Below are 12897 nucleotides of genomic sequence, written 5' to 3' on the forward strand. Positions count from 1 at the left end.
GGCTGACCGTCGGCGCCGGCGTCGTCACCAAAATCCTAGACTAAACCCCCTGGACCGCCCAGGGGCTGCGGTGAGGTCCCCGAGTTCGATGACAGGTGGAGGGGGATGGCCAAGCAACGGTTGCGCATCCGTTTGAAGGCCTACGATCATCGGATCCTGGACGAGTCGGCCCGCCGCATCGTGGAGGTGGCGGAGCGCACCGGCGCCCGGGTGATCGGCCCCATCCCGCTTCCCACCAAGCGGGAGCGGTTCACCGTCATCCGCTCGCCGTTCATCGATAAGGACTCCCAGGAGCACTTCGAGATCCGGACCCACAAGCGGTTGATCGACGTGCTGGATCCGGATCCGAAGACCATCGACCAATTGATGCGTCTGAACCTCCCGGCGGGCGTGGACATCGAGATCAAGATCTGAGGCCGTCTCCAACGCCGGCGGCCCGGAGCGATCTTTTTCGCAACGAGGGGATGATGGGCCTGTTGGGGCGACCAGTCCCCGGGGAGGGAGATCCATGAAGGGGTTGATTGCCCGCAAAATCGGAATGACGCAGATGTTCAACGAGCAGGGCGAGGTGGTCCCGGTGACCGTCCTGCGGGCCGGTCCGTGCTATGTGACGCAACTGCGGACCCCCGAGCGGGATGGCTATGCGGCTATCCAGTTGGGGTTTGAGGAGACCCGGCCGCGGCGGCTGACCCAGGGGGAGTTGGGGCATTTGGTCAAGCGCCATCTGCCCCCCCTGCGCGTCTTGCGGGAGATCCGCCTGCCCGGCCCGGAGGCCCTCGCCCAATACCACGAGGGCCAGGTCCTGACCGTCTCGATCTTCTCCCCCGGGGAGCGGGTGGATGTGATCGGCCGCTCGAAGGGGCGCGGCTTTGCGGGGGTTATCAAGCGCCACGGCTTCTCCGGGCAGCCCAAGACCCACGGCCAGTCCGACCGGTGGCGGGCCCCCGGCTCCATCGGCACCAATACGGATCCGGGCCGGGTGGTCAAGGGGAAGCGGATGGCCGGCCATTACGGGAACGAGCGGGTCACCGTCCGCAACCTTCAGGTGGTGTGGGTGGATCCGGAGCGGCATCTGATCGCCTTGAAAGGCGCTGTGCCCGGCCCCCGGGGCGGGCTGGTGATCATCCGACAGGCCAAGCGGCCCTACTGAGCGGGCTGGGGTGGAGGAGGACGACGATGCGGGTTCCAGTCTGGAACATGGAAGGCCAGCAGGTGGGCGAGGTGGAGTTGCGTCCGGAGGTCTTCGAGGCGCCCATCCACATCCCGTTGATGCATCAGGCGCTGGTCCGGCAGCTGGCCAATGCCCGGTTGGGCACCCACAAGACCAAGACGCGGGGGGAGGTGCATTACAGCGGCCGCAAGATGTGGCCTCAGAAGCACACCGGACGGGCCCGTCAGGGCGACCGGGGAGCCCCTCATTGGTATCACGGCGGGGTGGTCTTCGGGCCGCGGCCGCGCAGTTACGAGCAGAAGATGCCCAAGAAGATGCGTCGCGCGGCCCTGCGCTCGGCCCTCTCGGCCAAGTCCCGTGAGGGGCAGATCCTGGTCCTGGACCGGCTGGAGCTGCCGGAGCCGCGCACCCGTCTGATGAAGGAGGTTTTGGAGCGGCTGCCGGTGGGCAAGAGCGCCCTGATCCTGCTGGCTGGTCCCAACGAGAACGTGAAGCGGGCGGTGCGCAACCTGCCCAACGTGGCCTATCTGCACGCCATGTGTCTGAACATCCGCGATCTTTTCAAATACGAGACCCTGATCATCCCGAGGGATGCCCTCGCGGTGATCGAGGATTGGCTGACGCGACCGGTCGTTCGCAAGAAGTTCGCCCTGCCGCCGGCCGAGGCGGCGTCGGCGGCCTGAGGCCTGGAGCCTGGAGCGGGGGAGCCGGCCATGGACCTGTATGAGGTGATCAAGCGGCCCATCATCACCGAAAAGACAACGATGCTCAAGGAGATGGGCCAATACGTCTTCGAGGTCGATCCGCGGGCCAACCGCCAGCAGGTCAAGCGGGCGGTGGAGGCCATCTTCAACGTCCGCGTGGTGGACGTGCGGATCATCAACGTCCCGGCCAAACGCCGGCGGGATTGGCGGGCGCGGATCCTGAGCAGCAAGCCCAAGCAGGTGGTGCGCCGCCCGGGCTGGAAGAAGGCCATCGTCCGGCTCGCCCCCGGCCAGCGCATCGACCTCTTCGAGGTCTGACAACGGGTCGGGCCGGAGGGCGAGGGGCGGGATCTCTCAGGCAGGTGGAGGAGGACGATGGGGATCAAGGTCTACAAGCCGACGACACCCGGCCGCCGCAACGCGACCGGTTACACCTTCGAGGAGATCACCAAGGACGAGCCGGAGAAGTCCCTGGTCGTCCCTTTGAAAAAGCACGCGGGGCGGAACTTCCAGGGGCGCATCACCGTGCGCCACCGGGGCGGCGGCCACAAGCGCCTTTACCGGATCATCGATTTCAAGCGCCGGGATAAGGAGGGGATCCCGGCGAGGGTGATCAGCATCGAGTACGATCCCAACCGCACGGCCCGGATCGCCTTGCTGCAATATGCGGACGGGGAGAAGCGCTACATCTTGGCCCCCCTGGGCCTGCAGGTGGGAGACATCGTCATGAGCGGGCCGCAGGCGGAGATCAAGGTGGGCAACGCCCTGCCCCTGGCCAACATCCCGGTGGGGACGCTGGTGCACAACGTGGAACTGTATCCCGGGCATGGGGGGCAACTGGCCCGGGCGGCGGGCGCGGCGGCCCAGTTGCTGGGCAAGGAGGAGGGCTATGCCATCCTGCGCCTGCCCTCGGGGGAGATCCGCAAGGTCCGCCTGGAGTGCTATGCCACCATCGGCCAGGTGGGCAACCTGGAGCACGCCAACATCAAACTGGGCAAGGCCGGGCGCAAGCGCTGGCTGGGGATCCGACCCACCGTCCGCGGCTCGGCGATGTCGCCCCGGGATCATCCGCATGGCGGCGGCGAGGGCCGCACGCCCATCGGCCTGCCCTATCCGAAGACCCCATGGGGCAAGCACGCCCTGGGCAAGAAGACCCGCCGCAACAAGGCGACCGATAAATACATCATCCAGCGACGCCAGAAGAAGGCCTGAGGGGAGGTGATCGGCGATGTCCCGTTCCCTGAAGAAGGGACCCTATTGCGACCCGAAGCTCTTGAAGAAGATCGAGGAGCTGAACCGCCGGGGCGAGAAGCGGGTCATCCGGACCTGGTCTCGCGCCTCGGTGATCTTCCCGCAGATGGTCGGCCACACCATCGCCGTCCACGACGGGCGCCGCCATGTGCCCATCTACATCACCGAGCAGATGGTCGGCCATCGCCTGGGGGAGTTCGCGCCGACGCGGACCTACCGGGGCCACACGGTGAAGGAGAAGAAGACCGGGGTGCGCTGAGCCCTGGCCCGCCCGGTGGCGGGGATCGAAACGGTTTGCACAGTGCGTGGGGGGATTGCGATGGCCAACCGGGTTCGAGCCGTAGCCCGTTACATCCGGATCTCGCCGTATAAGGCACGCCTGGTCTGCAACCTGGTCAAGGGGATGCGGGCGGAGGAGGCGTTGAGCGTCCTTCGGTTCACGCCCAAAAAGGCCGCCCGTTATGTCGAGAAACTGATCCGCTCGGCGATGGCCAACGCCGAGAACAACTTCGGCCTCTCGCCCGCGGATCTGTATGTGGCGGACATCCGGGCCGATGACGGCCCGCGATACAAACGGGTCCGCTTCGCTGCCCGTGGCCGTGTCCGTCCCATCCTCAAGCGGACCACCCATCTCACCGTGGTCCTGGAGGAGCGGGCTCGGTGAGGGTCTCGGGAGGCTGATGGCCGAGGGGGCAACCCGCCGAGGAGGAGGTCATCTTGGGCCGCAAAGTGCATCCGATCGGCTTCCGTTTGGGTATCACGAAGAACTGGCTGGCCCGCTGGTATGCCGAGGGCCGCGAGTATGTGGAGTTGCTCCATGAGGACCTGCGGATCCGCCAGTTTGTCAAGGAGCAACTGAAGGAGGCCGGGATCGCCCGCATCGAGATCGAGCGGTTCCCCAAGCAGATCAACCTGTACATCCACGCGGCGCGCCCGGGCATCGTGATCGGCCGCCGGGGCCTGGGGATCAAGCAACTGCGCCAGGCCATTGAGGAGATGACCGGCAAAAAGGCCCGGGTGGAGATCGTCGAGGTCCCCCGGCCCGAACTGGAGGCGGCCATCGTCGCCGAGAGCATCGCCCAGCAGATCGAGAAGCGGGTCAGCCACGCCCGGGCGATGAAGCGGGCCATCCAGCAGGCCATGCGGGCGGGGGCCAAGGGGATCCGCATCACGGTCTCCGGCCGGCTGGGGGGGGCCGAGATGGCCCGCACCGAGACCCTGATGGAAGGGCGCGTGCCCCGCAACACCCTGCGGGCGGACATCGATTACGCCCTGGCAGAGGCCATCACCAAGTGGGGCAAGATCGGGGTGAAGGTGTGGATCTACCGGGGGGATACGGAGCCGGGCGCCTACGTCCAGCAGACGGCGGAGATGGTCGCCCGGGTGACCTCGGCCCAGCGAGGAGGCTGAGCGATGTTGATGCCCAAGCGCGTCAAATACCGGAAGCAGATGCGGGGGCGTATGAAGGGCAAGGAGACCCGGGGCGTCGAACTGGCCTTCGGGGAATACGGGCTGCAGGCCCTGGAGCCCTGCTGGCTCACCGCCCGCCAGATCGAGGCCGCCCGGCGCACCATCGTCCGCTTCCTGCGCCAGCGTGGCAAATATTGGATCCGGGTGTTCCCGGACAAGCCGGTGACCCGGAAGCCGGCCGAGACCCGCATGGGCAAGGGGAAGGGGAACGTCGATCACTGGGTGGCGGTGGTGCGGCCCGGCCGCATCCTGTTCGAGATCGGCGGCGTGAGCCCGGAGGTCGCCCACGAGGCGCTCCGACAGGCCTCTTACAAACTGCCCATCCGCACCCAGATCGTCACCGCGGAGGAGATGGGAGCGTAGCCGGACGGGGCCCCTGAGCCCCGGCCCATGGACGCTGTTCTCAACGCCAGGAGGAAGCCGTGGCCCTTCGTCCTGAGGAGATACGGAACTGGTCCGATGAGGAGATCCGGAGCCGCCTGGAGCAGGCCCGGCGGGAGCTGTTTCACTTACGCATCCAGTGGGTGATGGGCCAGCTCAAGAACCCCAACCGCATCCGTGCCTTGCGCAAGGACATCGCGCGGATGCTGACCATCCTGCGGGAGCGCGAACTGGCCCGGGGAGGTGGGCGATGAAGGACCAGCGGAAGCGGTTCATCGGGCGCGTGACCAGCGACAAGATGGACAAGACGGTGGTGGTGACGGTGGAGGAGCTGGTGCGCCACCCGCTCTACGGCAAGGTGATCCGGCGCCGCCGCAAGTTCATGGCCCACAACGAGGGCAACCTGGCCCGCATGGGCGACCTGGTGCAGATCGTCGAGTCCCGCCCCCTCAGCCGGCGCAAGCGCTGGATCGTCGAGGCGATCCTGGAGCGGGCCCAGAGGCCCCTGGAACCGGTCCCGGAGCGGCTGCCCGGTGAGGAGATCCTGGCCGAATAGGGGAAACGAAGGAGGCGCGACCCATGATCCAACAGGAGACCCGTCTCAAAGTGGCCGACAACACCGGGGCGCGGGAGATCCTGGTCATCCGCGTGCTGGGGGGATCCTATCGTCGTTACGGATACGTGGGCGATGTGGTGGTGGCCACCGTCAAGGAGGCCATCCCCACCGCCACCGTGAAGAAGGGCGAGATCGTCCGCGCCGTCATCGTGCGCACGGCCAAGGAATATCGCCGTTCCGATGGCTCCACCATCCGCTTCGACGACAACGCCGCGGTGATCCTGGACGAGTTCGGCAACCCGAAAGGGACGCGGATCTTCGGCCCGGTGGCCCGGGAGCTGCGGGAGAAGGGCTTCACCAAGATCATCTCCCTGGCCCCGGAGGTGCTGTGAGCGGGGGTCGGGGCAGCGGCGGAGGGCTGGATCGAGGCGGTTGAATCCCGCGTCAGCCGAGGGAGGTGGCCTCTGTATGGCGGCGAAGATCAAGAAAGGGGACAAGGTTCTGGTGATCGCCGGGGACGACCGGGGCGCCCAGGGAGAGGTGCTGCGGGTGCTTCCGAAGGAGGGGCGTGTGGTGGTCTCCGGGGTCAACATCGTCAAAAAGCATCAGCGCCCACGGCCCACCGGCCGGAGCCAGGTGGGGGGGATCATCGCGTTTGAGGCCCCCATCCACATTTCCAACGTCATGTTGATCTGCCCGAAATGCAACCGCCCCACCCGCGTCGGCTTCACCGTCGAGCCGAGCGGGCGGAAGGTCCGGCAGTGCAAAAAGTGCCAGGCGACCTTCATCTGAGGGGGAGGCTGGGGATGGCGGAGACAGCCGCGAAGGTGGTCCCACGCCTGAAACAACGTTACCTGGAGGAGGTGCGGCCGATCCTGATGCGGGAGTTCGGCTACCGAAACATCATGGAGGTCCCCCGCGTCTGGAAGGTGGTGGTGAACGTGGGGGTGGGGGAGGCGGTCACCAACCCCAAGGCCCTGGATTACGCCGTCCAGAACATCGCCACCATCACCGGCCAGAAGCCCTTGGTGACCAAGGCCCGCAAATCCATCGCCGCCTTCAAGCTGCGGGCGGGTCGCCCCATCGGGGTGAAGGTCACTTTGCGAGGGGACCGGATGTGGGCCTTCCTGGACCGGCTGTTCAACGTGGCGCTCCCACGCATCCGGGATTTCCGCGGCGTCTCCCCGAACTCTTTTGACGGGCGGGGCAATTACACCCTGGGGCTCCGGGAGCAGCTGGTCTGGCCGGAGATCGATTACAGCCAGATCGACAAGGTGCGGGGGATGGAGATCACCATCGTCACCACGGCCAAGACCGATGCCGAGGCGCGGCGGCTGCTGGAACTGCTGGGCATGCCGTTCCGCAAGGGCTGATGGATCGTCGGACCATCGATCCGGACGGGAGGACGCTGTGGCGCGCAAGTGTATGATCTACCGGGAGATGCGGCGCAAATATAAGGTGCGGGTGCGGAACCGGTGCCGGCGGTGCGGTCGGCCCCGCGCCTTCATCCGACGGTTCGCGCTGTGCCGCATCTGCTTCCGGGAGCTCGCCCTCCAGGGGTTGATCCCGGGCGTCCGCAAGGCCAGTTGGTGAGGGCCCGGAGGCGGCGCCCTGTGGCCCGGGGCGGGACCCGCGGGGAGGTCGGTTCGCCGTCGCCCGAGCGGGTTCATCTTCCCGGCGACGCCGGGGGAAAGGGTGTTGAACCTCGATGGTGAAGATCTGGACAGGAGCGAAGACGATGAGCGCGGTGACGGATCCGATCGCCGACATGCTCACCCGCATCCGAAACGCCTCCATGGTGGGGCACAGCCGGGTGGCCATCCCGAGCTCTAAGATCAAGGTGGCCATCGCGCGGGTCCTCAAGGAGGAGGGTTACATTGAGGATTACGAGGTGACCGGCGATCGGCCCCAGCCGAAGCTGGTCATCAAACTGAAATACATCGGGGAGCGTCGTTTCCGCAAGCCGGCCATCTCCGGGCTGAAGCGGGTGAGCAAGCCGGGCCGACGGATATACGTCGGGAAGGAGGACATCCCCCTGGTGATGAGCGGGATGGGGATCGCCATCCTGTCCACACCCAAGGGCATCATGACCGACAAGCAAGCCCGTCGCCTGGGCGTCGGCGGCGAGGTGATCTGTTACGTCTGGTGAACAGGGCGAGGAGCGGAGGAGGGAACCGTGTCGCGCGTAGGGAAAAAGCCCATCCCGATCCCCCCCGGGGTGCAGGTGCGCATCGAGGGGTCCACGGTGACGGTCACCGGGCCGAAGGGGACGCTTTCCCGGACGTTCCATCCCTCGATGCAGATCTCCCTGGAGGACGGCCATCTGGTGGTGCGCCGGCCCTCGGATGACCGTATGCACAAGGCCCTCCATGGGCTGACCCGGGCCTTGTTGGCGAACATGGTCGTGGGGGTCACCCAGGGCTTCCAGCAGCATCTCCGCATCGAGGGCGTGGGCTACCGGGCGGAGCCCATGGGGAAGGCCATCGTCCTTTACCTGGGCTACTCCCATCCCATCATCGTGGAGCCCCCGGAGGGGATCACCTTCGAGGTAAACACCCGCGATCGGATCATCACGGTGTCGGGCATCGATAAGGAGCAGGTGGGCCAGGTGGCAGCCAAGATCCGCGCCCTGCGCCCGCCGGAGCCCTACAAGGGCAAGGGGATCCGTTACACCTACTGGAAGGGCGATCATTGGGAGGACGAGCCGATCCGCCGCAAGGCCGGGAAGGCCGGCAAGGCGAAATGAACTTCTGAGGCCAGGGATATAATCCTGGCCCCCCAGGAGGCGCTTTCCGATGAGTTGGGAGCACCCGCGAGACGAAGGGCGTCGACGTCGGCATCTGCGCGTCCGCAAGAAGGTCTTCGGGACGCCGGAGCGGCCGAGGCTTTCGGTCTTCCGAAGCCTGAAGCATATCTACGCGCAGATCATCGACGACACCAAGGGGATCACCTTGGCGGCCGCCTCCACCCTGGATCCGGCGCTGCGCGGGCAGTTGGATGGGCTGACCAAGACGGAGAAGGCCCGTCGGGTGGGGCAGTTGATCGCCCAACGGGCCCTGGCCAAGGGGATCCGCAAGGTGGTCTTCGACCGGGGCGGCTATAAATACCATGGCCGGGTGAAGGCCCTAGCCGAGGCCGCCCGCGAGGCCGGTCTGGAGTTCTAGGCCCGCCGGTCCCCTCGGATCCGATCCCGAACGCCAGCGAGGTGACGATGGCTGAGTTCCAAGAAATCCCTGTAGGGATGGAATATGAAGAGCGCATCGTGGACATCGCCCGGGTGGCGAAGGTCCACAAAGGCGGGCGCTCGTTCTCCTTCCGGGTGGTCGCTGTGGTCGGCGATCGCCACGGCCGGGTGGGGGTCGGCATCGGGAAGGCCCGGGCGGTCCCCGAGGCCATGCGCAAGGCCACCGAGCGAGCCCGCCGCAACATGAAAAAGATCCCCCTCCTGGGCACCACCATTCCCCATCCGGTGGTGGTGAAGTTCGGGGCCACCCGGCTGGTTCTCAAGCCGGCTTCCCCCGGGACCGGCGTGATCGCCGCCGGCGGCGTGCGGGCCGTCCTGGAGGCGGCCGGGATCCGGGACGTGCTGACCAAGATCCTGGGGAGCACCAACCCGGTCAACGTGGTTTACGCCACAATGAAGGGGCTGGAGATGCTGCGCTCCCCGGAGGAGATCGCCCAGATCCGGGGCAAGCCTGTCGCGGAAGTCATGCCGCCATGGAGCCGGAAGCGCCATGAAGCCACATGAGGGCATGCGAAGGCTGCGGATCACACTGGTGCGTAGCCCCATCGGTTACTCCCAGCGGCAGCGGCGGACGCTGCGCACCCTGGGACTGCGCTATGTGAACGATGTAGTGGAATGGCCGGACACGCCGGTGGTGCGAGGGATGCTGGATAAGGTCAGCCACCTGGTTCGGGTGGAGGAGGTGGAGCGTGAAGCTGCATGAACTCAAGCCGGCGCCGGGATCGAAGAAGGAGCGAAAGCGGGTGGGCCGGGGCCTGGGATCCGGCCACGGGACCTACGCCGGCCGGGGCCGGAAAGGCCAGAAGTCCCGCTCCGGGGACCGTAAGATGCCCCCGTACTTTGAGGGCGGGCGAACCCCTCTGGTCCGCCGCCTACCCAAGGCCCGAGGGGAAGGTTTCACCCTGGTGGAGAAGGTGGTTTACCAGCCGGTGAACGTGGGGCAACTCACCCGCTTCCCCCCGCACAGCGAGGTGACCCCGCTGACCCTGGCCCAGGCCGGGCTGTTGCGGGACCCGGAGGAGCCGGTGGTGATCCTGGGGGATGGGGAGCTCGACCGCCCGCTGATCGTCAAGGCCCATCGGTTCTCCGCCTCAGCGCGGGCCAAGATTGAGGCCGCCGGCGGGCAGGCCATCGTTCTCGCCCGGGCCTGAGAGGCAGCGAAGCCGCCCGGGACGCCGGGCCGGTGTGTGCTGACCTCCGGGCCAGTGTCTTTGGGGATTTTCTGAGGAGGGCCCATGCTGGACGCGTTGCGGAACGCCTGGCATCTGCCGGATCTCCGGCGCAAGATCTTATATACTTTGCTCATCTTGGCCATCTACCGCCTGGCGGCCCACATCCCGGTGCCTGGGGTGGATCGGATGGCGTTGCAGCAACTCCTCCAGGGCACCACGGCCGCCGGCCAGCTCTACATTATCCTGGATCTGCTCTCGGGGGGCGCCATCGCCAACTTCTCGATCATGGCGATGGGGGTTTACCCATATGTCACGGCCTCCATCATCCTCCAGTTGCTGGTGCCGGTGATCCCGCAACTGGAACGGCTGGCCAAAGAGGGGGGCACGGAGGGCCGCCGCAAGATCGAGCAATACACTTATTTTCTGACCGTCCCCTTGGCGGCCCTTTACGCCATCGGCCAGGCCAACCTGCTCAGCGCGCCGGGCCGTGCGGTGCTGCCCAATTTCGGCTTCGCCCCTCACCAATTGCTCCCCACCTTCACGGTGATCTTGACCATGACGGCGGGGACCATGTTCGCCATCTGGCTGGGCCAGTTGATCACCGAGCAGGGGATCGGCAACGGGTTGTCCCTGATCATTTTCGGGGGGATCGTGGCCCGGGCGCCTTACAACCTGGCTCAGATCTGGACCAGCAACGGCACCCTGGGCATCCTGGCGTTCCTGGCCCTGACGGTGATCACGGTGGCCACCATCGTGTTCATCCAGGAAGGCCAGCGGCGCATCCCGGTTCAGTATGGACGCCGGGTGCGGGGCCACCGCATCTACGGGGGCGGCAGCACGTACATCCCGTTGCGGGTCAACATGGCGGGGATGATCCCCCTTATCCTGGCCCAGTCCGTCCTGGCCTTCCCGGCCATCATCGCCCAGTTCTTCCAATATTCGAGCAATCCGATCGTCGCCGGGGTGGCCAACACCATCGTCAGCGTCTTCTCAGGCTTCCACGACATCTACTGGCCGATGTATTTCATCACCGTGGTGGCTTTCACTTACTTTTACACCGACGTGATGCTGCAGCAGATGAACCTGGCAGACACCCTCCAGAAGCAAGGCGGGTTCATCCCGGGGATCCGGCCCGGGAAGGCCACGGAGCAATACATCACCCGGATCTCCCGCCGCATCACGTTCGTGGGGGCGCTGTTCCTGGGCGTCCTGGCCATCCTGCCGTGGCCGGTCCGGGCCGTGTTGCAGACCAACGTGCTGCTCTTCAGCAGCGCGGCCCTCCTCATCGTCGTCGGCGTGGTCCTGGACACGATGCGGCAACTGGAGGCCCAGTTGGTGATGCGCCACTACGAAGGCTTCATCCGCTGAGGGACGGCCGGCCCATGCCCATCGATCTGGTGCTGTTGGGCCCTCCGGGAGCGGGGAAGGGGACCCAGGCGAAGATCCTCAGCCAGCGCCTGGGCATCCCGCATGTGGCCAGCGGCGATCTCTTCCGGGACCACCTGCATCGTCAGACGCCGCTGGGACAACTGGCCCGGCAGTACATGGACCGCGGGGAGCTGGTTCCGGACGATGTGACCATCGGCATGATCCGCGAGCGTCTGGAGCAGCCCGATTGTCGGGAGGGGGTGATCCTGGACGGGTTCCCCCGTACCCCGGCGCAGGCCCGTGCCTTGGATGACCTTCTGACGTCGATGGGGCGCTCGTTGACCGCGGTCCTCTACATCCGGGTGCGGGAGGATCTTCTGCTCCGGCGGCTGGCCGGCCGTTGGACCTGTCGGACGTGCGGGGCGGTTTATCATGTCGAGTTCAACCCGCCCCGCCTGCCGGGCCGTTGTGACCTGGACCGCGGCCCGCTGTACCAGCGGGAGGATGACACCGAGGAGGTCCAGCGCCGGCGGATCCAAGTCTACCAGGAGCAGACGGCGCCGCTGGTCTCGTTTTATCGGGAACGGGGCTTGCTGGTGGAGATCGACGGGGAGCGGCCGATCCCCGAGGTGACCGAAGCCCTGATGCAGGCCATCGCGGTGCGGAGGGCGGTGGACGGATGAGCGCACGGGTGGTGTCCCGGGCGGGCCGTCCCGTGGCCGGGATCCGGCTTAAGACGAAAGAGGAGCTGCGGCTGATGCGGGAGGCCGGCCGCATCGTGGCCGAGGTCCTCTCGGCCATGCGGACCATGGTCCAGCCCGGCGTCTCCACGGCGGAACTCGACCGCTGGGCCGAGGATTACATCCGCCGTCGGGGCGGGATCCCTGCCTTCAAGGGCTATCCCAGCATGAGGGATGAAGGAGGGCCACCGTATCCGGCCACCCTCTGCACGTCGGTCAATCACGTTCTGGTCCACGGGATCCCGGGCCCTTACCGCCTGAGGGAGGGCGACCTGATCAGCATCGACGTGGGGGTGAACTTCCGGGGCTATTACGCTGATGCCGCCATCACCCTGCCCGTCGGTCGGGTCTCGCCGGAGGCCCGGCGCTTGCTGGAGGTGACCGAGGCCGCGCTGTGGGCGGCCATCGCCCAGGCCCGGGCCGGGCGGCGCCTGGGCGACATCCAGTGGGCGATCCAGCACACCGTGGAGTCCCAGGGCTTCCAGGTGGCCCGCGAGTTCACCAGCCACGGTATCGGCCGGTCCCTCCACGAGCCCCCGTCCTTCATCAACCGGGGCCAGCCCGGTCGGGGCCTGGTGCTACGGCCTGGGATGACCTTGGCCATTGAGCCGATGGTGACGATGGGGGACTGGCGGACGCGCATCCTGGAGGACGGATGGACGGTGGTGACGCTGGACGGCAGCCTGACCGCCCACTTTGAGCACACCATCGCCATCACCGAAGGGGACCCCATCATCTTGACCGCCGTGGAGGATGACCCGCGCCTGGGAGGCTAGGCGGGGGTCGTCCCGGAAGTGGAGGAATGGCGGTCATCCTGGTAAAATAAAGGCCTGTGCGATC

24 protein-coding genes are annotated in these 12897 nt (G+C 66.7%); all 24 read left to right on the forward strand.

Going from position 1 to position 12897, the window contains the following annotated elements; all coding sequences use genetic code 11:
• Positions 1-105: 105 nt before the first annotated feature.
• The 24 genes from rpsJ (at position 106) to map (ending at position 12833) form a co-directional block, all read left to right on the forward strand.
• Positions 106-414, forward strand: a complete 309-nt coding sequence (rpsJ, locus tag C4313_RS05170) for a 30S ribosomal protein S10 (protein WP_088571967.1) — start codon at positions 106-108, stop codon at positions 412-414.
• 94 nt (positions 415-508) lie between these two features.
• A complete protein-coding gene (gene rplC, locus C4313_RS05175; RefSeq protein WP_352428804.1) occupies positions 509-1150 on the forward strand; it encodes a 50S ribosomal protein L3 in 642 nt (213 codons plus the stop codon).
• Between the two features lie 26 nt (positions 1151-1176).
• On the forward strand, positions 1177-1854 hold the full coding sequence (gene rplD, locus C4313_RS05180) for a 50S ribosomal protein L4 (protein ID WP_352428805.1): 678 nt from the start codon (positions 1177-1179) through the stop codon (positions 1852-1854).
• 30 nt (positions 1855-1884) lie between these two features.
• Complete coding sequence (gene rplW / locus C4313_RS05185; protein ID WP_352428806.1) at positions 1885-2193, forward strand: 50S ribosomal protein L23; 309 nt, start codon at positions 1885-1887, stop codon at positions 2191-2193.
• Between the two features lie 57 nt (positions 2194-2250).
• Positions 2251-3087: a 50S ribosomal protein L2 gene (rplB, locus tag C4313_RS05190; RefSeq protein WP_352428807.1), complete on the forward strand. Its 837-nt coding sequence runs from the start codon at positions 2251-2253 to the stop codon at positions 3085-3087.
• Positions 3088-3103: 16 nt separating this feature from the next.
• Entirely contained in the window at positions 3104-3385 is a 282-nt protein-coding gene (gene rpsS / locus C4313_RS05195) for a 30S ribosomal protein S19 (protein WP_352428808.1), read from the forward strand.
• A 60-nt stretch (positions 3386-3445) separates the two neighbouring features.
• Positions 3446-3790, forward strand: a complete 345-nt coding sequence (gene rplV, locus C4313_RS05200; RefSeq protein ID WP_352428809.1) for a 50S ribosomal protein L22 — start codon at positions 3446-3448, stop codon at positions 3788-3790.
• A 53-nt stretch (positions 3791-3843) separates the two neighbouring features.
• Complete coding sequence (rpsC, locus tag C4313_RS05205) at positions 3844-4536, forward strand: 30S ribosomal protein S3 (RefSeq protein WP_352428810.1); 693 nt, start codon at positions 3844-3846, stop codon at positions 4534-4536.
• Between the two features lie 3 nt (positions 4537-4539).
• Positions 4540-4959 (forward strand): 50S ribosomal protein L16, encoded by a 420-nt coding sequence (gene rplP, locus C4313_RS05210; protein ID WP_352428811.1) that lies wholly within the window; start codon positions 4540-4542, stop codon positions 4957-4959.
• A gap of 59 nt (positions 4960-5018) precedes the next feature.
• On the forward strand, positions 5019-5231 hold the full coding sequence (rpmC, locus tag C4313_RS05215) for a 50S ribosomal protein L29 (RefSeq protein WP_352428812.1): 213 nt from the start codon (positions 5019-5021) through the stop codon (positions 5229-5231).
• The gene (rpsQ, locus tag C4313_RS05220) at positions 5228-5533 is read left to right on the forward strand and encodes a 30S ribosomal protein S17 (protein ID WP_352428813.1); all 306 of its coding nucleotides are present in this window, start codon (positions 5228-5230) and stop codon (positions 5531-5533) included. The genes rpmC and rpsQ overlap by 4 nt, the downstream gene beginning before the upstream one ends.
• A 23-nt stretch (positions 5534-5556) precedes the next feature.
• Positions 5557-5925 (forward strand): 50S ribosomal protein L14, encoded by a 369-nt coding sequence (gene rplN, locus C4313_RS05225; RefSeq protein ID WP_352428814.1) that lies wholly within the window; start codon positions 5557-5559, stop codon positions 5923-5925.
• A gap of 76 nt (positions 5926-6001) precedes the next feature.
• Complete coding sequence (rplX, locus tag C4313_RS05230) at positions 6002-6325, forward strand: 50S ribosomal protein L24 (RefSeq protein ID WP_352428815.1); 324 nt, start codon at positions 6002-6004, stop codon at positions 6323-6325.
• 14 nt (positions 6326-6339) lie between these two features.
• Positions 6340-6906 (forward strand): 50S ribosomal protein L5, encoded by a 567-nt coding sequence (rplE, locus tag C4313_RS05235; protein ID WP_352428816.1) that lies wholly within the window; start codon positions 6340-6342, stop codon positions 6904-6906.
• A 52-nt stretch (positions 6907-6958) separates the two neighbouring features.
• On the forward strand, positions 6959-7126 hold the full coding sequence (locus C4313_RS05240) for a type Z 30S ribosomal protein S14 (protein ID WP_503012450.1): 168 nt from the start codon (positions 6959-6961) through the stop codon (positions 7124-7126).
• A gap of 145 nt (positions 7127-7271) precedes the next feature.
• The gene (rpsH, locus tag C4313_RS05245) at positions 7272-7682 is read left to right on the forward strand and encodes a 30S ribosomal protein S8 (RefSeq protein ID WP_352428818.1); all 411 of its coding nucleotides are present in this window, start codon (positions 7272-7274) and stop codon (positions 7680-7682) included.
• Between the two features lie 27 nt (positions 7683-7709).
• Positions 7710-8279, forward strand: coding sequence for a 50S ribosomal protein L6 (rplF, locus tag C4313_RS05250; RefSeq protein ID WP_352428819.1), 570 nt, complete (start codon positions 7710-7712; stop codon positions 8277-8279).
• 49 nt (positions 8280-8328) lie between these two features.
• Positions 8329-8697 carry a 50S ribosomal protein L18 gene (gene rplR / locus C4313_RS05255; RefSeq protein WP_352428820.1) on the forward strand — a complete coding sequence of 123 codons (369 nt, stop codon included), beginning with the start codon at positions 8329-8331 and terminating at the stop codon, positions 8695-8697.
• 47 nt (positions 8698-8744) lie between these two features.
• Positions 8745-9281 (forward strand): 30S ribosomal protein S5, encoded by a 537-nt coding sequence (gene rpsE / locus C4313_RS05260; protein WP_352428821.1) that lies wholly within the window; start codon positions 8745-8747, stop codon positions 9279-9281.
• Between the two features lie 4 nt (positions 9282-9285).
• Positions 9286-9480 (forward strand): 50S ribosomal protein L30, encoded by a 195-nt coding sequence (gene rpmD / locus C4313_RS05265; RefSeq protein ID WP_352428822.1) that lies wholly within the window; start codon positions 9286-9288, stop codon positions 9478-9480.
• Positions 9467-9928, forward strand: a complete 462-nt coding sequence (gene rplO / locus C4313_RS05270) for a 50S ribosomal protein L15 (protein WP_352428823.1) — start codon at positions 9467-9469, stop codon at positions 9926-9928. Before rpmD ends, rplO begins: the two co-directional genes overlap by 14 nt.
• 84 nt (positions 9929-10012) lie before the next feature.
• Positions 10013-11317, forward strand: a complete 1305-nt coding sequence (gene secY, locus C4313_RS05275; RefSeq protein ID WP_352428824.1) for a preprotein translocase subunit SecY — start codon at positions 10013-10015, stop codon at positions 11315-11317.
• A 20-nt stretch (positions 11318-11337) separates the two neighbouring features.
• Positions 11338-12000: an adenylate kinase gene (locus C4313_RS05280; RefSeq protein ID WP_352428849.1), complete on the forward strand. Its 663-nt coding sequence runs from the start codon at positions 11338-11340 to the stop codon at positions 11998-12000.
• On the forward strand, positions 11997-12833 hold the full coding sequence (gene map / locus C4313_RS05285; protein ID WP_352428825.1) for a type I methionyl aminopeptidase: 837 nt from the start codon (positions 11997-11999) through the stop codon (positions 12831-12833). The genes C4313_RS05280 and map overlap by 4 nt, the downstream gene beginning before the upstream one ends.
• The last annotated feature ends 64 nt before the right edge of the window (positions 12834-12897 follow it).

Source organism: Thermoflexus sp. (assembly GCF_040289485.1).
Lineage (GTDB): Bacteria > Chloroflexota > Anaerolineae > Thermoflexales > Thermoflexaceae > Thermoflexus.